The 18,402-nt window shown below is 61.9% G+C and carries 18 protein-coding genes, 4 tRNA genes and 1 pseudogene; 11 read left to right on the top strand and 12 right to left on the bottom strand.

Annotated elements, in window-relative coordinates; genetic code table 11:
* The first annotated feature begins 9 nt into the window (after nt 1–9).
* The 3 genes from ASD87_RS16175 (at nt 10) to ASD87_RS16165 (ending at nt 1,891) form a co-directional block, all read left to right on the top strand.
* Nucleotides 10–834, top strand: coding sequence for an NAD-dependent protein deacylase (locus ASD87_RS16175; protein WP_056323552.1), 825 nt, complete (start codon nt 10–12; stop codon nt 832–834).
* A gap of 110 nt (nt 835–944) precedes the next feature.
* Entirely contained in the window at nt 945–1,547 is a 603-nt protein-coding gene (locus ASD87_RS16170) for a helix-turn-helix domain-containing protein (RefSeq protein ID WP_056323551.1), read from the top strand.
* A 95-nt stretch (nt 1,548–1,642) separates the two neighbouring features.
* Nucleotides 1,643–1,891 (top strand): hypothetical protein, encoded by a 249-nt coding sequence (locus ASD87_RS16165; protein ID WP_172802127.1) that lies wholly within the window; start codon nt 1,643–1,645, stop codon nt 1,889–1,891.
* Nucleotides 1,892–1,901: 10 nt separating this feature from the next.
* On the opposite strand, the gene ASD87_RS16160 is transcribed toward ASD87_RS16165, so the two are convergent.
* Complete coding sequence (locus tag ASD87_RS16160) at nt 1,902–2,786, bottom strand: LysR family transcriptional regulator (protein WP_056323544.1); 885 nt, start codon at nt 2,784–2,786, stop codon at nt 1,902–1,904.
* Nucleotides 2,787–2,918: 132 nt separating this feature from the next.
* Here ASD87_RS16160 and ASD87_RS16155 point away from each other — a divergent pair, with 132 nt between their 5' ends.
* The gene (locus ASD87_RS16155; RefSeq protein WP_056323541.1) at nt 2,919–3,515 is read left to right on the top strand and encodes a short chain dehydrogenase; all 597 of its coding nucleotides are present in this window, start codon (nt 2,919–2,921) and stop codon (nt 3,513–3,515) included.
* Between the two features lie 164 nt (nt 3,516–3,679).
* Here ASD87_RS16155 and ASD87_RS16150 read toward each other — a convergent pair.
* A tRNA-Arg gene (locus ASD87_RS16150) sits at nt 3,680–3,756 on the bottom strand.
* A 164-nt stretch (nt 3,757–3,920) separates the two neighbouring features.
* Between ASD87_RS16150 and ASD87_RS16145 the strand changes: the two genes are divergently transcribed.
* Complete coding sequence (locus tag ASD87_RS16145; protein WP_056323539.1) at nt 3,921–4,154, top strand: DUF3079 domain-containing protein; 234 nt, start codon at nt 3,921–3,923, stop codon at nt 4,152–4,154.
* A gap of 266 nt (nt 4,155–4,420) precedes the next feature.
* Here the strand turns inward: ASD87_RS16145 and ASD87_RS16140 are convergent.
* From ASD87_RS16140 to ASD87_RS16130, 3 genes are all read right to left on the bottom strand, one after another.
* A tRNA-Arg gene (locus ASD87_RS16140) sits at nt 4,421–4,497 on the bottom strand.
* A gap of 136 nt (nt 4,498–4,633) precedes the next feature.
* Nucleotides 4,634–4,710 (bottom strand) — tRNA-Arg (locus ASD87_RS16135).
* Between the two features lie 70 nt (nt 4,711–4,780).
* Nucleotides 4,781–5,296, bottom strand: coding sequence for a DUF2199 domain-containing protein (locus ASD87_RS16130; protein WP_056323534.1), 516 nt, complete (start codon nt 5,294–5,296; stop codon nt 4,781–4,783).
* A 205-nt stretch (nt 5,297–5,501) separates the two neighbouring features.
* Here ASD87_RS16130 and mnmH point away from each other — a divergent pair, with 205 nt between their 5' ends.
* The 5 genes from mnmH (at nt 5,502) to ASD87_RS27350 (ending at nt 10,580) form a co-directional block, all read left to right on the top strand.
* Complete coding sequence (mnmH, locus tag ASD87_RS16125; RefSeq protein ID WP_056323532.1) at nt 5,502–6,548, top strand: tRNA 2-selenouridine(34) synthase MnmH; 1,047 nt, start codon at nt 5,502–5,504, stop codon at nt 6,546–6,548.
* A gap of 316 nt (nt 6,549–6,864) precedes the next feature.
* Nucleotides 6,865–8,196, top strand: a complete 1,332-nt coding sequence (locus ASD87_RS26940; RefSeq protein WP_156403437.1) for a hypothetical protein — start codon at nt 6,865–6,867, stop codon at nt 8,194–8,196.
* Nucleotides 8,197–8,308: 112 nt separating this feature from the next.
* Nucleotides 8,309–9,799 carry an ATP-dependent endonuclease gene (locus tag ASD87_RS16120; RefSeq protein WP_235512726.1) on the top strand — a complete coding sequence of 497 codons (1,491 nt, stop codon included), beginning with the start codon at nt 8,309–8,311 and terminating at the stop codon, nt 9,797–9,799.
* 70 nt (nt 9,800–9,869) lie between these two features.
* Nucleotides 9,870–10,064 (top strand): hypothetical protein, encoded by a 195-nt coding sequence (locus ASD87_RS16115; protein WP_056323529.1) that lies wholly within the window; start codon nt 9,870–9,872, stop codon nt 10,062–10,064.
* A gap of 375 nt (nt 10,065–10,439) precedes the next feature.
* A complete protein-coding gene (locus ASD87_RS27350) occupies nt 10,440–10,580 on the top strand; it encodes a hypothetical protein (RefSeq protein ID WP_235512723.1) in 141 nt (46 codons plus the stop codon).
* A gap of 115 nt (nt 10,581–10,695) precedes the next feature.
* On the opposite strand, the pseudogene ASD87_RS27345 reads toward ASD87_RS27350, so the two are convergent.
* From ASD87_RS27345 to cysS, 7 genes and pseudogenes are all read right to left on the bottom strand, one after another.
* Nucleotides 10,696–11,210, bottom strand: a pseudogene (locus ASD87_RS27345) (phage portal protein); the annotation flags it as partial.
* 219 nt (nt 11,211–11,429) lie between these two features.
* Nucleotides 11,430–11,522: transfer RNA gene (locus ASD87_RS16110), tRNA-Ser, on the bottom strand.
* A gap of 89 nt (nt 11,523–11,611) precedes the next feature.
* Nucleotides 11,612–12,877 (bottom strand): aspartate kinase, encoded by a 1,266-nt coding sequence (locus ASD87_RS16105; RefSeq protein WP_056323526.1) that lies wholly within the window; start codon nt 12,875–12,877, stop codon nt 11,612–11,614.
* 164 nt (nt 12,878–13,041) lie between these two features.
* A complete protein-coding gene (tilS, locus tag ASD87_RS16100) occupies nt 13,042–14,028 on the bottom strand; it encodes a tRNA lysidine(34) synthetase TilS (RefSeq protein WP_369818555.1) in 987 nt (328 codons plus the stop codon).
* A 145-nt stretch (nt 14,029–14,173) separates the two neighbouring features.
* Nucleotides 14,174–15,139 carry an acetyl-CoA carboxylase carboxyltransferase subunit alpha gene (locus tag ASD87_RS16095; protein ID WP_056323524.1) on the bottom strand — a complete coding sequence of 322 codons (966 nt, stop codon included), beginning with the start codon at nt 15,137–15,139 and terminating at the stop codon, nt 14,174–14,176.
* A gap of 36 nt (nt 15,140–15,175) precedes the next feature.
* The gene (locus ASD87_RS16090; RefSeq protein ID WP_056324588.1) at nt 15,176–15,820 is read right to left on the bottom strand and encodes a DNA-3-methyladenine glycosylase; all 645 of its coding nucleotides are present in this window, start codon (nt 15,818–15,820) and stop codon (nt 15,176–15,178) included.
* Between the two features lie 20 nt (nt 15,821–15,840).
* Nucleotides 15,841–17,295, bottom strand: a complete 1,455-nt coding sequence (gene cysS, locus ASD87_RS16085) for a cysteine--tRNA ligase (protein WP_056323521.1) — start codon at nt 17,293–17,295, stop codon at nt 15,841–15,843.
* 343 nt (nt 17,296–17,638) lie between these two features.
* Here cysS and ASD87_RS16080 point away from each other — a divergent pair, with 343 nt between their 5' ends.
* Nucleotides 17,639–18,322 carry a tetratricopeptide repeat protein gene (locus ASD87_RS16080; protein ID WP_056323518.1) on the top strand — a complete coding sequence of 228 codons (684 nt, stop codon included), beginning with the start codon at nt 17,639–17,641 and terminating at the stop codon, nt 18,320–18,322.
* Nucleotides 18,323–18,402 lie beyond the last annotated feature (80 nt).

The raw sequence follows: 18,402 nt of genomic DNA, 5'->3' as shown, positions 1-18,402 counted from the left end.
AGGTTGGAAATGAAAAACACGCATCACGATATTCCGCCCGCGCTGGCGCAGGCCCTGCGCAGCGCGCGCCGCGTCGTCGTATTCACGGGCGCCGGGGTGTCCGCCGAAAGCGGCATCGCCACGTTCCGCGATGCCCTGACCGGGCTCTGGTCGCGCTTTGACGCCCAGGCGCTGGCCACGCCCGAAGCATTCCGCGAACATCCCGACCTGGTATGGGGCTGGTACGAATGGCGGCGCGCGCAGGTCCTGCGCGCCGCGCCCAACGCCGCACACCATGCCATCGCGGCGCTGGCGCACCATGTTCCGGAGCTGGCCGTCATCACGCAGAACGTGGACGACCTGCACGAGCGCGCGGGCAGCCGCGCGGTCACGCATCTGCACGGCAGCCTGCATGCGCCGCGTTGTTCGCGCTGCGGCGCTCCGCAAGCGTTTGCCACCGACCTGCCGCAAGAGCCCGACGCCGGCCGGCGCCTGGCGCCGCCCGCGTGCACGGAATGCGGCGCGCCGGTACGGCCCGGTGTCGTCTGGTTCGGCGAAAGCCTGCCCGCGCAGGCCTGGCGTGACGCCACCCTTGCCGTGCAGCAGTGCGACCTGCTTTTCAGCATCGGCACCTCGTCCCTCGTGTATCCCGCGGCCGAACTGCCGCGGCTGGCCGTCGCGGGCGGCGCCACGGTCGTGCAGGTCAACCCGGCCGCAACGCCGCTGGACGCGATCGCCCATCACAACCTGCGCGGCGCCGCGGCCCAGATCATGCCCGCCGTGCTGGCGGCGGCGCAATTCACGCCAGGCCTGCCGGCCACGCCGGCAACACCGGGCGGCCGCGAGGTTTTGTGAGCATCCGTGGCGTCCAACCACACGCCTATGACACTTGCGCGACACTTCCAGGAAAACCCTCAAATTCACCATTACATCGGCGCTATACAGTGGTGTAATGGGCTTCGTTTGTGGAGATGATCATTCCGTTTTCCTGGAGACTTCCTGACGTCTTCGTACGTTCGCCGGACGGTGTGCTGCACCGTGTGGTGCGTCACGCCACGACCACGGAAACCATCGCCAAGCTCGAAGGCATGCCCAGCAATACCCACCTGGATTGCGAATGCAAGCTCGACAACGGCGAAACGCTGTGCTGGATGGGCAACGACAAGTATCGCCAACTGAACGGCGGCGCCATCTTTCTTGCCGTCACGGCACACACTACACCCCGGGGCGAATCGCGGCACAGCGGCGCGGTCCCGGGCGATGAAAAGGCGGCATCCGCGCCGCGCGCCTCTCGCAAGAAAGTTGCAGGGGCCAAGGCGCGCCTGCCGCCAGCTGTAGTCAATCTAAAAACCGGCAACGATTGGAGCTTGATACGCGCCTGGCGCGAGCATCTGAACATCAGCACTGCTGAGATGGCTGCCCGGCTTGGCGTCGATCACTCCATCTATATCGAGTTGGAACGGCCGCGCCCGCGGCCCCGGCAGGTCATTCTTGACCGTGTATCGGAGGCCCTGGGCGTATCGCCAGACCAACTGGATGATTCATTGTTAGGAGGACAGTTTCATTAGCGTCGCGCGCAAGGCATTGCCTCGCGCTCCCGCCGTGAATTGTTCAGACGACTTTGGCGCCGACACCTGACGGCCCGCGCATGGAGGTATTGAATATGCTCGGCACCGCAAGACGATTGACCGATGTGCTCGCCACATCGCCGGATGGCACGTTGTATCGCATCGAACGTTTCGTTTCCGATCCCGATGCGTATTCCGCGCTGGGCACGCCACGCTTTGACCCGAAGACGCATTGCGTCTGCCGCACCAGCTCCGGTGAAAAGGTCGCGTGGCTGGGCGGCCAGACCTATCAGCTTCTCAAAAGCGGCACATCCCTGACGGCGGTGGACCGACGACGCGCCTGATGCCCTGCCGCTACCGCGCAAACCGCGTCACCACGAAATCCACGAAGGTCGTGAGTTTGGGCGGCGCCTGGCGATCCTTCGCATACAGCAGCGTGATGGGCCGGGCGACCGGCCAATAAGGCTGCAGAATCGGCACCAGGCGGCCGGCGCGCACGTCGTCAGTCAGCAGCAGTTCGGGCTGCAACACGATGCCAAAGCCGGCCAGCGCCGCCTGCCGCAGCGCCTGCCCATTGTTCGACACGAACCGCCCCGTGGGATACCCCATTTCCCCGCCCTCATCCGTGCCCAGCCGCCAGCCCGTGCGCCGGCTCCAATGCGAAAAATCCAGGCACTGATGCCGGGCCAGATCGCCAGGCGTGGCGGGCGTGCCGTAGCGGGCCAGATACGCCGGCGCGGCGCAGACAATCATCTGATAAAGCCCGATGCGCCGCGCCACGAGGCCCGAATCCGCGGGCTCGCCAATACGCAGCGCGACGTCAAAGCGCGACGCCACCACGTCTTCCACGCTATCGCTCAACGACAGTTCCACGCTCACGTCCGGATAGATCGACAGGTAATCGGCGATCACCGGCGCCAGCGCGAATGACCCGAACGACACCGACGACGTGATGCGCAGATGGCCGCGCGGGGCCGATCGCAGCGCCTCGGCGCCTTGCTCCGCATCGCGAATGTCCGCCAGGATGGCCTTGCAGCGCGCAAAGTAGGCCTGGCCTGCCTCGGTCAGGCTCTGGCGGCGCGTCGTGCGGCTCATCAGCCGCAGTCCCAGCCGGTCTTCCAGCCCCTTGACGTGCTTGGCGGCCATCGCGGGCGACATGTCCAGCTGCGCCGCGGCGGCCGTCAGGCTGCCCAGCTCGACCACCGCCACGAAGACTTCCATGCTAAGCAGGCGATCCATGGATTCCGTACCCTGAGTGTTGACTGATCCGACAATTCTAGGATTTTTCTTGCGGAATGCGACGCGCAGAATGCGTTCATGCGCTGGCGGACCCGCCGGTGCCACCCCAAACGGCATTCCACGGAGAACTCCATGAAGATCATCCTCATCGGCGCAAATGGCACGCTCGGCAGCGCTGTCGCCCGCGAACTGGGCCAACGTCACGACATCATCGCGGTGGGCAAGCGCCGCGGCCAATATCAGGTCGACATGACCCGCAGCGACAGCATTCGCGACCTCTTCGAACGGGTCGGCAAGGTTGACGCGATCGTGTCCGCCGCCGGCAGCCTGCACTTCGGCCCGCTTGCCGACATGACGGCGGATCAGTTCAAGATCGGGCTGCATGACAAATTGCTGGGACAGGTCGACTTGGCCCTCATCGGCCAGCACTACGTCAACGCGGGCGGCTCGATCACCCTGACCAGCGGCATTCTGAGCGACGAGCCCATTCGCTATGGCGCCAACGCCGCCGCCGTGAACAGCGCCATCGATGGCTTTGTGCGCGGCGCGGCAGTGGAACTGCAAGGGATCCGCATCAACGCGGTCAGCCCCACCGTGCTGCAGGAGTCGCTGGACAGCTATGGCCCCTACTTCCAGGGCTTCGAGGCGGCCCCGGCCAGCCGCGTGGCGCTGGCCTTCAGCCGCAGCGTCGAAGGCGCGCAGACGGGACGCGTGTACCGCGTGTGGTGATCCTCGCCAGTGATCCGCGCCAGTGATCCGCGCCAGTGATCCGCGCCAGTGATCCGCGCCACGAAAAAAAGCGGCTTGATGAATTCATCAAGCCGCTTTTCGCGTCCGCATTGCTGCGGTTTTTTCTGCGGAAACCACGCTGTGCAGCATGATCTCGAATAAGTTGGCGCGCCCGGCAGGATTCGAACCTACGACCCCCTGGTTCGTAGCCAGGTACTCTATCCAGCTGAGCTACGGGCGCCCCGAAAGAGGCGTGTTTATAACACGAAAGAATCACACCATGCAAATCGACCCCGTTTAAACCGAGACTCGGCACACGTGGCGACCCCGCATTTGCGCGATGTCAATGAATCGCAGGCCCCGACAGCAGTACGCTGAGTTCAACAAGAACATCAGGCAGACAGCATGGCCAAGAAGTTTCCTCTCCACCCCAAGCACCCCGAACGCATATGCTGGGGCTGCGACCGCTACTGTTCCACCGACTCCATGGCCTGCGGCAACGGCTCTGGGCGCACCATGCACCCGGCGGAATCGCTGGGCGAAGATTGGTATCTGTTCGGAGATTGGGGCTTCGACAACGCGGACGAAAAATCGAAGGATGCAGAGAAGGAAAGCGCGGAAGAAAGCGCCGCGCATTGATCGGCATTGATCGGGGAGGAAGCCCGGCACTGCCGCCCTGCACGTTTGCGATGTTGCCGTGCGGGGCAAGTAGCAAGCAAAACCTTACGCACGCGCACAAGCATTAACGGCAACCGGCACTACAGAACCACGCATAAAAAATCGCGCGCCAAAACAAAAAGGCCTTCGATGCAAGATCAAAGGCCTTTCCATTTTGTTTACTGCACTTTCTTTACTGCAATTTTTCTTTGCCGCATTTTCATCGCGATGTTTAAACCGTGATGATTTGGCGCGCCCGGCAGGATTCGAACCTACGACCCCCTGGTTCGTAGCCAGGTACTCTATCCAGCTGAGCTACGGGCGCTCCGGCAAAGAGGCAAAATTATATCAGAATAATCGTGCCATGTTTGTAGTGACGCATAACTTCTCTTCACTACAAACGCTGCTTTTTCATCGGTCTCGCAGACATTGCGCATAGCGCAAACAACCGCGAAATAACTTGGCGCGCCCGGCAGGATTCGAACCTACGACCCCCTGGTTCGTAGCCAGGTACTCTATCCAGCTGAGCTACGGGCGCTTGAAAAAGCAAGCCTTGAATAATAGCGTTGTTTCGAAGGTTGCGCAAGTCGGATGGCACGTGAGCCCGTCTACCCCGGACCCGCCTGTCCGTGCACCAGCAGCGCGTAAATCTGCGCGACACGGCCGGTCGTGATCCCCTCCCGCTGCTCGACAGCCAAGGGATGGCTCGTCGCCTCCAGTTCGATGTACGGCCGGATGCCATCGTCCCTGAGATGCACGTGCGTCTTCAATCCAATGGTGTCCGGATACGGATCAAGTCGCGTCGTGAGCCAGCCGAACAAGGGTGGCGTGTGCGACCGCTTCGGTTCGTCCGACATCCGCACCCAGGTCTCATAGCTTTGCAGACTGAGCGACACCCATACGCCCCACACGAACGGGTCGGGATAACCGGCGATCGGCAACTCGATGCAGCCGCGCACATAGAAGTGCTGTTCATCGATCACGCAATCATCGCTGCCCAGATCGCAGCGCCGGTCGCGCTCTTCGGGCGGCACGGCGTAGTACGTCGCGGGCGCCTCCGCGCCAAAGCTCGGCAAGCCGTAATGAACCTCGCCGCAGGCGGTGCATGTAAAGAAAAAGTCCATCCGGGTGGCTCCTGCAGACTGTCCCGCCGGCCTGACACCGGCGCGGCGCGGGGGCCATCATTCTAGCTTCCCCTCCATCGCCCCAGCCTGCACACCGCCCTCAAGCGCGAACACGCCGCGCACGCCCCCGCTTCGCTTGCCCTCCAACCCATCGCCCCCGCGCCGCGTGCGAAAATCTTCCGATTCTTCCACCGAGGCGGTCTTCGTGAAACACCTGCTTGTCAGCCTGGAAAGGCTGCATGATTTCGACGAAATCATCGATGTGCGCACGCCGCTTGAATACGCCGACGACCACATTCCAGGCGCCTGCAACGCACCGGTGCTCAACAACGAAGAACGCGCGCTGATCGGCACGATGTACAAGCAAGTCTCGCCGTTCGAAGCCTCCCGCGCAGGCGCCGCCCTCGTCGCGCTCAACATCGCCCGCCACCTGGAGACCACCTTCGCGGACCGCCCGCAAGGATGGCGTCCGCTGGTGTATTGCTGGCGCGGCGGCAAGCGTTCGGGATCGATGACGCTGATGTTCAATATGATCGGCTGGCGCGCCCGGCAACTGGACGGCGGCTACAAGACCTACCGGCGCGCCACGCTGGACGACCTGCAGACGCTGCCGCAACCACTGCGTTTTGTCGTGCTGACCGGTCCCACCGGCAGCGGCAAGACGCGGCTATTACACGCCTTGCGCGAAGCAGGCGCGCAGACCTTGGATCTGGAAGCGCTTGCCTCGCACCGCGGCTCGCTGCTGGGCGCCTGGCCGCACGCTGAGCAGCCCACGCAAAAGCGCTTCGACACGCTGCTGGCGGTGCGACTGCGCGAACTCGATGCCAGCCAGCCGGTGTTCATCGAAGCCGAAAGCCGCAAGATTGGCGCGGTGGAAATTCCCGCATCGCTGCTGCGCGCCATGCATCACGGCCAATGCATTGACGTACGCGCCAGCCGCGAAGACCGCGCGCGCTTCCTGCAACAGGATTATGCACAGCTCTTTGAGACGCCGGATTGGCTAAAGGCGCAATTGCAGCGCATGGTCGGGCTGCACAGCCGAGACACCATCAAGGGCTGGATGACATTGGTGGACGAAGGCCGCCGCGAAGACCTCGCGCGCGAACTCATCGACCGCCATTACGACCCGGCGTACGCGCGCAGCTCGCAGTCGCACTTTGTGAATCTGCCACGCGCCGAGCGGCTGGATTTCCGGCCGAATGACCCCGATGTCATCGAGCAAGCGCAAACGCTGATCGACAGGCTGGGGTGAATCGCAGCGCGCCTTGCTTTACGCCGGCACAACTGCGGCCCGCAATGGACCGCACAAAACAAAAAAACCCGCAGAGCAATAAGCTATGCGGGTCTTGAGGCAACCTTGTTTCACTGGTGCAAGTGTCTTTGGCGGAGACGGTGACACCCTCATTTATTTCACAACCCATTGATAATTAACTGTTTTTCTCCGTTCTAATTTACACATACCCTCACAAGTACCCGCATTCATGTAAAAAAATGGAGTGTTGCTCTGTTGTCATGCTCACAGGTGGTCGCTAACCTTGATGACACCAACTGTCAAAATAGGACATGCAATGTCAGAACCTACCGCTGAGTTGTCTCCCTCACAACGGCTTATCAACGCGCTACGGTCGTTGTCCAAGGCGATCAGCGAGAGCTCAGACGAAAGAAGGAGCTTTCAAGAGCTTGTGGGACTCGCAGGCGCGGCAATCGACAAATATGACATGGTTCGTTACATCAACGAGCTGGTTGACGATGTGAGAGATTCGACGCAAGACATTGACTGGGAAGACGAAGCCCGAAGTTCGCTTCGCACATACGTCGTGAGTTTCGCAAAGCGGATTGCGCTACTTGAAACCAATGCCGTCCCAAACCTGTGGAACGGAAACGGTGGGCAGGCGGCGTCATCCATCTTATCCACGCTGTTGCCTATCCATATGCTCCTCGCGAAATGGCTACGCTGGCCGAGTTCGCGGGAAGAGTATGCGATGCCACCAAAGCTGTCGCGCCGGATCAAGGCAGCTGAACGTCGTGTGCAGGACGTGGAAAACAGTAGTGAAGGCCTACAGGAAAAGCTGGACACAATACAGCGTGTCCATGAAGTAGCGGAGGCATTCCCGGCGGATCTGGAGGAACTCGACCGAGTTCGGGAGGAATTGCATGCGGCAGAGAAATCATGTGCCGAAACAAGGGTGAGCATTGAAAGCACTCAATTGTCTGCTTCCCTTCAACTTAAAAAACTCAATGAACAAGCAGCGGAAGCCACCGCAATAGTGGCAAAGTGCAAAGATGCTTATCGGATTGCCACGTCGACCGGACTTGCCGGAGCATTCCAACAGAAGGCCACGAGTCTGAATTGGTCGATTGGCTGGTGGACTGCTGGACTCTTAGCGGCGCTCGCCATAGGAGCGTTGTTAGGCAGCAGCCGAATTTCAGCCCTTACCCAGCTCATTTCGACCAACGCAAATGCTGGATCACTGATATTGCAAATCGTGCTGTCTGTGCTATCCGTTGGCGCACCTCTTTGGTTTGCTTGGTTAGCGACCAGCCAAATTGGACAACGTTTTCGCTTGGCAGAAGACTATGCATTCAAGGCATCAGTCGCGAAGGCTTATGAGGGATACAGAGAAGAAGCAAGCTCACTCGCAGTAACGGATTTCTCCACTCGTCTCTTTAGCGCTGCTCTCGATAGATTGGAAGAGCCCCCAATTCGATTACTCGAAGGCGCCGGTCTTTACAGCAGCCCCATGCACGAGTTCATCGATTCAAAAGCATTTCAAAGAGCCGTTGAAACTATGCCGGCCCTACGTGAGCGGCTTACAGATCGTGTGACTGGAAGGAAGTCGCGCCATCCTACTTCGACAAAGGCGACACAGCCCGTCGCAAGCCCGGAGGAACCCACATAACAAGTGGCGTCATTGGCCCGACAACTTGCACGACTTACCAAGATATACCAGCAGCCCGTAAAGCCGAGCGAGCATCGTTGATACACACAGATAGAGAATATGGAGAAGGTCGTTGGCGACAATCACAATTTCCGGTTTGCGACACATCAAGATCTTGAGGTTCGATATTCCCAAACAAGGCGTGCATTTGCTGACTGGGACAAATGGCAGCGGCAAGACTTCCTTGCTGGCCTGCTTGCGTCGAATAGGCGATCCAAACGCCTTCGCCCTCCACTTCCCTCGCTCGCAGCTTTTGCGAAACCTGGACTCGTCCGAAGGCGCCTGGATCAAGTACGAGACGCCTGAGGGCGAGGTCACCTACACCGCTGGGAGTGAGCGCTGGGCGCCTACACCCCGGAAGAACAGTAAAGCGTTGCAATCGCTCGGCTATCCAGCCGTGCTAACCATCGCTGCGAATGCGGCACGTATGGAACCTCGGATCGACGAATTCAAACATCAGCGCATCCGGCCGGCAAATGCCGAACTTATCAGTGAAGTCAACCGCATTTTCGATACTAAAAAGTTCGATAACCTGCACGTCGTCAACCTTCGTCGTGGAGTCGGCGCGGACGCGTTCCTATTGGAAATTCCCGGGCCCAAATCCAAAACTAAGCGCTATTACTCTGAACGCCATCTCAGTCTTGGCGAACTGTGCATCCTAAAGCTACTGAAGACGCTAAAGGACTGCCCGCGGGGTAGCCTCGTCCTAATCGATGAATTAGAGCTTGCGCTACATCCTCTCGCACAAGCTGCTCTGTTGGACTACCTCCACAAGATCGCCGATGAAAAGCAACTAACCGTTATTTTTTCGACGCATTCATCTACGCTGATTAAACGTGTCCATCGTCGGCAAATATTGATGCTCCAGCGTCAAGATGACGGCGAGATCAAGACGGTGTCAGGTTGCTTCCCTTCGTTCGTATTGGGAGCAATGGCTGATCGTGAAGAGTCCGCAGCCGACATCATCATCTACGTGGAGGACGATGCCGCGCGTATCGTTGCAGAGCAATTTGCCCGAAAGTTCTTGACGCGGAAATACGCGGATGACCAGGTCGTACCGAGTTTCTCGGTAGTACCGGTAGGCGGTTTTGTAAATGTTCTAAGATTTTTCGACCAACAAATCCACTTACTCCCCGCTATTTCAAGAGCATTCATACTTCTCGACGCAGACGCAGAGCAGTCTCTTGATACTGCAACGAAAGCCGACATTATCGACATCCGCGACAGAAGGAGCGACCAGATTTCATATCTGCCCTTTACACCCGAAGTTGGGCTCGTCGAATTTCTGCGAACCGAGCGAGAGGCTGTGCGGACCCAATTGCGCGCGCACTATAACAATCACAACATTTCGCTTCGCACCGATTGGCTTCCCCCATTTGATCCCGCCAAGCCGAGGGACAGCTGCAAGAAGATCGTGACCGACCTTTGTGTAAAGATCGCAGCGCAACTTCACAACGCCAAGGATATGGATGTCCGAGTGACACTTCTCAACCTATTGGCCGTCCACACCTATACAACTCAACCTGAGCGCGTCATGCGGCTGATGGGCCCTATTTTGGGCTGACTCACGCAATAGATCTCTGAGCAGACCAGACCTCAGTCGCGTCTTGGCGTCTGCCCCTCCAAAAAGTTATATGCGAAGTAACCACCTGCCCACATCGCCGATCCAGCATGGCACTGAAGTCATCATCAACAACGCCAACCACGCTCAATACAACGAAATTGGTGTTTTTGTGGGGCTGACCCACGCGCTCGGCGAACCCCTGGCCCGCGTGCGCATTGATGGATCAGTCTACCTTTGTAGCGTCTTCGATCTGATCGAAAACTAGCCTCCGGAATAGGCGGGTAAAAGAGCGTCGTGATTGCGTCGTTCTGCGTCGCCTGACAAAGCCCCTCAGTAGCCCGCAGAGGCAAACCAATGCTGGGGCCAGCGGGTGATCTACGGCCGAGTCATTTCCCGCAGATTTAGCGCGCAGGCGCGGAGGGGGAGAACTGCGCGCCAGGACGTCGCACCGTGCCAAATTCTGTATATTTATACAGCATTCTGAGGTGCATCATGGACTTCTTCGACCGTTCAGCGCCGGCGCCCCTGCCGGCGGCCCGCACACGCGAGCTGTACGCCCGCAATCCGACCTCCGAGGCCTGCGCTATGGCATGGGAGATATGGCGCCTGCAGCGCGTCATCGTGGCCCTGGGGGGCCGGCTTGCGGAGCGCCAGCGGACTGCGCCACCGCCAGGACATCATCGACCGCGTGGCCGAGCTGCGCGAGTACGTGGCGGCCGAACCCTGTCTGAACGAAGCACTGGCCGTGAAGCCCAACGCCAGGCGCGGCGAACAGAAGTAAAAAGCGGCGAAAAAAACCCGCATAGGCGGGGTTAGATGGATGCGGTCGCGACTTACTCGTCGCTCTCGCCAGGGATGGTGTAGGGCTTAAATCTGACCACCTCCTAACCAATCCATTAGTTGATTCCCAGAAACTTGGCCTGCAGTGGCTCCAGCTCATTGGCGCGAAAACCTTGGCCGCCGATATCGGCGTTCCAAAGCCACCCGAGTTCGATCGCACCGAGCCCATCAACTGCGGCGGCACGCGATGCGCGGCCAACACATCATCACGCGAAACGTTCTTGATGTTGAAGAAGTCATCACGCGCGGCCACCTCGCTAGCAGGGACGATCTGCAGGCCGTCCTTCTTTCCGCCTGGCGCGTACACAAACAGATTGCGGGAGTTCCCCGGCCCCCTGGCTTCTTTCATCGCCTTGCGAATGTCGTTCACATACGACTCATCCTGTAGCGCGTCCGTCACATCCATCACAAACCCGGCGTCACTGCCGTTCAGGTAGTACTTTCGGCGGAACAGCGTCGCGGCTTCGTTGAGCCATGCCGAGTTGAACGCCGCCAGATACTCGGGCAGGCCGTAGATTTCTCGTTTGATCTCCGGCTGCATCAGATGGCATACCCTGCCGTCCAAGAACTGAGGCTCCTAATCCGCGCGGGGGATGGTTTCGTGGAGTTCTCGGACGCCGTGTCGGCCGAATGTTGGAGCCTCCCATCCACCGGATCCGCATATCCGAAAGTACCCGCAAAACTCCAGCGCTGAATCACGCAACCACAAACACAAACAAAACAAAAAACCCGCAGAGCAATAAGCTATACGGGTCTTGAGGCAACCTTGTGTCACTGGTGCAAGTGTCTTTGGCGGAGACGGTGGGATTCGAACCCACGATGCAGTTTTTAGCCACATACTCCCTTAGCAGGGGAGCCCCTTCAGCCTCTCGGGCACGTCTCCGAAAAGAGAACGAGATTCTAGCACGATTTTTTTGGCTCTCGCCCGCGGTTCGGGCATTCACGCAAAAAAATCGTGCCGGACCTGATTCGTCAGACCTTGGTGGCGGGCGCCTGGTCCAGACCGAAGGCCTTGTGCAGCGCGCGCACGCCCAGTTCCATGTACTTGTCGTCGATGATGACCGAGGTCTTGATTTCGCTCGTGCTGATCATCTGGATGTTGATGCCCTCTTGCGAGAGCGTCTGGAACATCAGGCTGGCAACGCCGACGTGCGAGCGCATGCCGATGCCGACGATGGAGACCTTGGCGACCTTTTCGTCGGTGGACAGTTCACGCGCGCCCACGGCGGGGATGACTTCGCGCTTGAGCAAGTCCACGGCGCGCGCAAATTCATTGCGGTTCACGGTGAACGAGAAGTCGGTCGTGCCGGCCACGGACTGGTTCTGCACGATCATGTCGACGTCGATGTTGGCGGCGGCGACGGGGCCCAGGATGGAGAATGCGATGCCGGGTTTGTCGGGAACGCCCAGCAGGGTGATTTTGGCTTCGTCGCGGCTGAAGGCGATGCCGGAGACAACGGCGGCTTCCATTTTTTCGTCTTCCTCAAAAGTAATCAGCGTGCCCGAGACCATTTCTTCCTCGAGCGGGATAAGGGGGTCGGTCAGCGAGGACAGGACCCGGACCGGAACACGATACTTGCCGGCGAATTCGACCGACCGGATCTGCAGGACCTTGGAGCCCAGCGAAGCCATTTCCAGCATTTCCTCGAAGGAAACGACGGCCATGCGGCGCGCTTCGGGCACCACGCGCGGATCGGTCGTGTAGACGCCGTCCACGTCGGTGTAGATCAGGCATTCGTCGGCCTTGATGGCAGCCGCCACGGCCACGGCCGAGGTGTCGGAGCCGCCGCGGCCCAGCGTGGTGATGTGGCCGTCGGGGTCGATGCCCTGAAAGCCCGTCACGATGACCACGCGGCCGGCGTCCAGGTCGGCGCGCACGCGGGCGTCGTCGATGGACGTGATGCGGGCTTTCGTGAACGACGAATCGGTGCGCACGGGCACTTGCCAACCGGCATAGCTGCGCGCGGGCACGCCTTCGGCCTGCAACGCAATGGCCAGAAGGCCGCTGCTGGCTTGCTCGCCGGTGGCGGCGATCATGTCGAGCTCGCGGCCGTCGGGCTGGGGCGAAATCTCGCGCGCCAGACCCAGCAGACGATTCGTCTCGCCCGCCATGGCGGACGGGACAACAACAACTTGGTGGCCGGCGGCGTGCCACTTTGCGACGCGACGCGCCACGTTTCTGATGCGCTCGACCGAGCCCATCGAAGTACCGCCATATTTGTGAACGATCAGGGACATCTCGTACTCTGGCTGGACACCCGCCGCAAGTGTTGACGGGCAAAACCATATATTCTAGCGCGACGGTAAAAATTTGCGCAGATTGCGGAAATTTATGTCCATTCCGCGCGCAAAATCGCTGGCAGCCACGTTAAAACCTGCGATCCCGCATCGCCGCGCCCCGATTACGAATCCGAACCGTCCCGGGCCTCGACCCACACGCGGCCGCGATGGCACCGGACCACGTGGCCGGCCTGCTCCACCCGCAACTGCCGGTCGTGGCCCAGGCTGTGCAGCCCCCGCAACTGCCGCAACAGATCGGCCATGCGCGCATCGGTCGGCATGCGGGCGCCGTTGCACGCCAGCCAATGGCGCAGCACGTGCGCCTGCCGGGCGGGCGACAGACCGCGCCATGCCTGTAGCGAAAAGCTCACGCCGTCAGGGCTGGGGTCCAGCCGCGCAAAATCCTCGGCCGCCACTTCACCTAGGATCTCGGCCGCCTCGGCCATGTGCCGCGCATGGCGCGCGACGATGGCGCGCCAGCCGGGCCACCGCGCATCCAGCACGGGCGCCAGCAATTCGCGCAGCGCGGCGCGGGTGTAGCGCGGATCGGCGTTGGTGGGGTCCTGCACGGCGCGCCAGCCGATGGCGGCTTCGAGGTCGTTCGCCGCGCCCAGGATCTCGCTGCGATCCCGCTCCAGCCACGGCCGTAAGTAAGTCACGCCATCGCGCTGCGCCACCGGCGCCATGGCGGCCATGCCGGCCAGTCCGGTGCCGCGCAGCAGGCGCAGCAGCACGGTTTCGGCCTGATCGTTGCGATGGTGGGCAAGGAGGATGTGATGGACTTCGTGCTGGCGCGCCAACCCGGCCAGCGCGGCATAGCGCGCGTCGCGTGCAGCGGCCTCGATGCCCTTGCCGGCGGCCGGCTCTACCCGCACGCGCGCTTCATATAGCGGCAGCGCAAGCCGTGCGGCCAGGTCCTGGCCATGCCGCGCCCAGGCGTCCGCCTGCGCCTGCAGGCCGTGATGCACATGGAATAGCAGCACCTCGATGCCAAGCGCCGGCGCAACCGCGGCTGCATGAACGGCCAGCACGGCCGAGTCCGCCCCGCCGCTGAAGGCGATGGCGATGCGGCGCGGACGCTCGGGCAATGCCGTGAGCGCCTGACGCAACGCCGCGGCAAGCGCGGCGCAAAGAGGCAAGGAGAAACTGCCGCCCGCGTCGGCCCGAGGGGAGATGCCGGGCGGCGGGACGTCGGTCATGGCAGAAGGCGCGGGGGCCGCGGCGCCGGCACTGGGGGCCGGCGCCCTGCCCGCTCTACGCGCGCACTTCCTGGAAGGCGCCGTACGAGAGCACGCGCTGCACGCGCTGCTCGACGAGCTGTTCGGGCGTCAGGCCCTGAAGCTGGCGCAGGGCGTCGCCGAGCGCGCGGCGCAAGAGGCGCGCCATGACGCGGGGGTCGCGGTGGGCGCCGCCCACGGGTTCGTTGACGACGCGATCCACCAGGCCCAGATCCTTGAGGCGCGGAGCGATGATGGCCAGCGCATCGGCGGCCTCGGGGGCCTTGTCGGCGCTGCGCCAGAGGATCGAGGCGCAGCCTTCGGGCGAAATCACGGCATAGGTGGCGTATTGCAGCATCAGCACGGCATTGCCCACGGCAATGGCCAGCGCGCCGCCCGAACCGCCTTCGCCGATGATCGTGCAGATCACCGGCACCTTGAGCTCAGCCATGGCGTACAGGTTGTGGCCGATGGCTTCGGACTGGCCGCGCTCTTCGGCGCCGATGCCGGGGTAGGCGCCGGGGGTGTCCACGAACGTGAAGACGGGAATGCCGAATTTTTCGGCCAGGCGCATCAGGCGCAGGGCCTTGCGATAGCCCTCGGGGCGCGGCATGCCGAAGTTGCGCGCGGCGCGCTCTTTGGTGTCGCGGCCCTTCTGGTGGCCGATGACCATGCAAGGCGTGCCGTTAAAGCGCGCCAGGCCGCCCACGATGGACTGGTCGTCGGCATACATGCGATCGCCATGCAGTTCATGGAAGTCGGTGAACATTTCGCGCACGTAGTCCAGCGTGTAGGGACGCTGGGGGTGGCGCGCGACCAGCGCCGTCTGCCAGGGCGTGAGCTTGGCGTAGATCTCTTTGGCGAGCGTCTGGCTCTTCTGCTGCAGACGTCCGATTTCATCGGAGATGTCTACCGCCGAATCGGCCTGCACATAGCGCAGCTGCTCGATCTTGTTCTCAAGCTCGGCGAGCGGCTGTTCAAATTCCAGAAATGTATTGCGCATGTAGTGTGGTTCCGTAGATGGGCTGCCTGGTTTGCGTCAGTATTGGACCGGCGTCGGTTCCAGACTGCGCCACAGATACCAGGTTGCCACGGTACGCCAGGGTTGCCACGCCAACGAGACTTCGCGAGCCTCGAAGCGAGAGACAGGCTCGCCGCTGAAATAGTGTAGCGAGATTGCCTTGAGCAACCCAGGATCATCCAGCGGCAGGACATCAGGCCGCTGTAGATTGAAAATCAAAAACATCTCCGCCGTCCAGCGTCCGATGCCGCGGATGGCGACCAGTTCAGAAATGACGGCCTCATCGTCCATGGCCGCCCATTTCTCGGGGTGGACCCGGCGTTCGCCGAAATGCACGGCCAGGTCGAGCACGTATTCGGCCTTGCGTTGGGACAGTCCGGCCTTGCGCAGGCCGTCCACGCCCACGCGCAGCACGGCGACGGGCGTGGGGCGCTTGCCCACGGCGTCGATGAACTTGGTCCAGACGGCATCGGCCGCCTTGGGGGAAATCTGCTGCCCGATGATCGCCCGCGCCAGCGTGATGAACGGCGTGCCCCGCGAGGTGAGCCAGACCTCGGGATGCTGGGGGATGATCTTTTTCAGGATGCGGTCGCGGCGCATCAAGTGCGCGACGGCGGCTTCCCAATATTCAGGCTTGGGAATGTCGAGATCTGCGGTGGACATGGCCGGCGTATCCTGCTTGGTCACGCGCGGCGCCATTGCGTGAGGCCACCCGGTTTGTCGTCCAGCTCGATGCCGGCATCGCGCAGTTCGGCGCGGATGCGGTCGGCCTCCGCAAAGTTGCGGGCGGCCTTGGCGGCCGCGCGCGCGTCGATCAGGGCCTGAATGGCGTCGGCGTCGAGCGTGCTGCGCGCGCCCTGCTCCATGGCGGCCGCCGAATAGCGGGTGGCGGACTGGAAGTAGGCGGCCGGGGCTTGCTGCAGCAGCCCCAGCAGCGAGGCAAGCGCCTTCATCTGTCCGGCGCTGCGCGCGCTCTTGGTACGGTTGGCCTCGGAGGCCAGTTCGAACAGCGCGGCCACGGCGCCCGAGCTGTTGAAGTCGTCGTCCATGGCCGCCTTGAAGGCTTGCGCCTGCGGCTCGTTCCAGTCGATGCCCTGGTCGTCGGCCGGCACGTTCTGCAAGGCCTGGTACAGGCGATCCAGCGCGTTCTGCGCGTCGACGAGGTTATCCGGCGTGTAGTTCTGCGGGCTGCGGTAGTGGTTGCGCACGATGAAAAAGCGCACCATTTCGGCTTCGCGCGGGTTCACCGCGTAATCGGACTGGTCGGCTGCCGGATCGCTTTGGGCAATGGTCTGGCGGATGGTCCGGAAGTTGCCGAGCGACTTGGACATCTTGTCCGAATCGACCATGAGCGGGCCGCAATGCATCCAGATGTTGGCCAGCGTGCCGCCGAACGCGCCTTCGGTCTGCGCGATCTCGTTTTCATGGTGCGGGAATTTCAGGTCCGGACCGCCGCCGTGAATATCCAGGGGCAGGCCCAGCAGCGACTTGCTCATGGCCGAGCACTCGATGTGCCAGCCCGGGCGGCCCAGGCCGTAGGGCGATTCCCACTTGGTGTCAGCCGGTTCTTCGGCCTTGGCGGACTTCCAGAGAACAAAATCCAGGGGGTCGCGCTTGCCGGAGCCGACGGCCACGCGCTCGCCGGCGCGCAGGTCATCCAGTGTCTTGCCGGACAGTTTGCCGTAGCCGGCAAACCCGCGGACGGCGTAGTTCACATCGCCGTCTTCGGCTTGATAGGCCAGGCCGTTTTGTTCGAGCTTGCCGATGATGTCGAGCATCTCGCCCACGTATTGCGTGGCGCGCGGCTCGCGGTCGGGGGATTCAACGCCCAGCGCGCGCTCGTCGGCGTGCATGGCGTCGATATAGAACTCGGTGACTTCGCCAATGCGGCGGCCGGTCTCGACCGCGCGGCGGATGATCTTGTCGTCGATGTCCGTGATGTTGCGCACGTAGTCGACAGCCAGGCCGCTGGCGCGCAGCCAGCGCTGCACGACGTCGAACGACACCAGCATGCGAGCGTGGCCCAGATGGCAGAAGTCGTAGACGGTCATGCCACACACGTACATGCGCACCTGGCCGGCCTGGGCCGGTTTGAACGGTTCTTTGGTACGCGATAACGTGTTGTAGATTTGCAGCATGGCGCGATAGGCTTCGATTAGTGTTCCGTGGCGGTTCGGAAAATTGCAGTCGGCGGAAGATCCGCCGACGCGTGCCGCCCCATTTACAGTGCCGACCCGTTTGCAGGGGGCTTCCCTTGTTCAGGGTCGTCCCATTGCACTTTGTTCAGGGTCGTCCCATTGCACTTTGGCAGGCGGGTTCGCGTAAAAAGAATGACTTCGCGACCTGCTTTCCCTTCCTGCCCTGAACGCGATGGTCGAGCCAAAACCCAACCGGGGCTAAAATGGTGGTCGTCAAGTATAGCAAGCGGCCCGGTCGAGCGCGTAAGCGCCGGCCGGCCAAGACTTTTAACGGAACCCACACGTGACTATCAAGCCGCGTTTTTGCGTTGCCCTGCTCGCCCTGGCCCTGGCCAGCTCGCCCGCGGGCGTCGCCATCGCCCAGTCGATGAGCGGTGGCGCGGGCGAGAACCCCAACGCCACTCGCACCACCCTGGACCCCATCCCGCCCGAAGGCGGCTGGGACGCCCTGGCCAAGCTGCTGGAGGCCGCCAAGCCCAGCGTGGATACGCGCCTGACCCCGTCCGCCTCCCAGATCACGACGCACATCGAGCTTCTCTTGAACCGCGGCGATAACGAGAAGGCGCTGGCGATGATCGAAAAGCGCGAGGCCGAGATCAAGGACCAGCGCGGCACCGATGTCCAGCTCATGTTCCAGCATGCGCGCGCCCTGGCGGCGCTCAAGCGCACGAACGAAGCCATCGACATCTACGACGACATGACGACGCGGTTCCCCGAATTGCCGGAACCCTGGAACAACCTGGCGGCTCTATATGCAAGCCGCGGTGAACTCGACCGGGCGCAGGATGCCTTGCAGATGGCCCTGCGCGCCGACCCGAACTACGCGGCTGCCCGCGCCAACCTGGGCGACCTGCAGTTGCTGCAGGCCCTGCGCACCTACAAGGAAGCCGCCGGCGACGGCGTGCCCGGCATGCGCGAAAAGGTCCGCGAAGTTGAAACAATGTTGAAGGATAAACAAGGCAAATGATGTCCCGTTACTCCCCTCTACACCTGCTGCGCCTGACGGCGTGCTCGTTCGCGCTGGCTGCATTCGCACCGGCGCTGGTC

Origin of the sequence: Achromobacter sp. Root170 (assembly GCF_001428165.1) — a bacterium.
Taxonomy (GTDB): Bacteria; Pseudomonadota; Gammaproteobacteria; order Burkholderiales; family Burkholderiaceae_B; genus Achromobacter; species Achromobacter mucicolens.
Note: the sequence above shows the minus strand (reverse complement) of the source record. Positions and strands in the feature narration are given on the sequence as shown.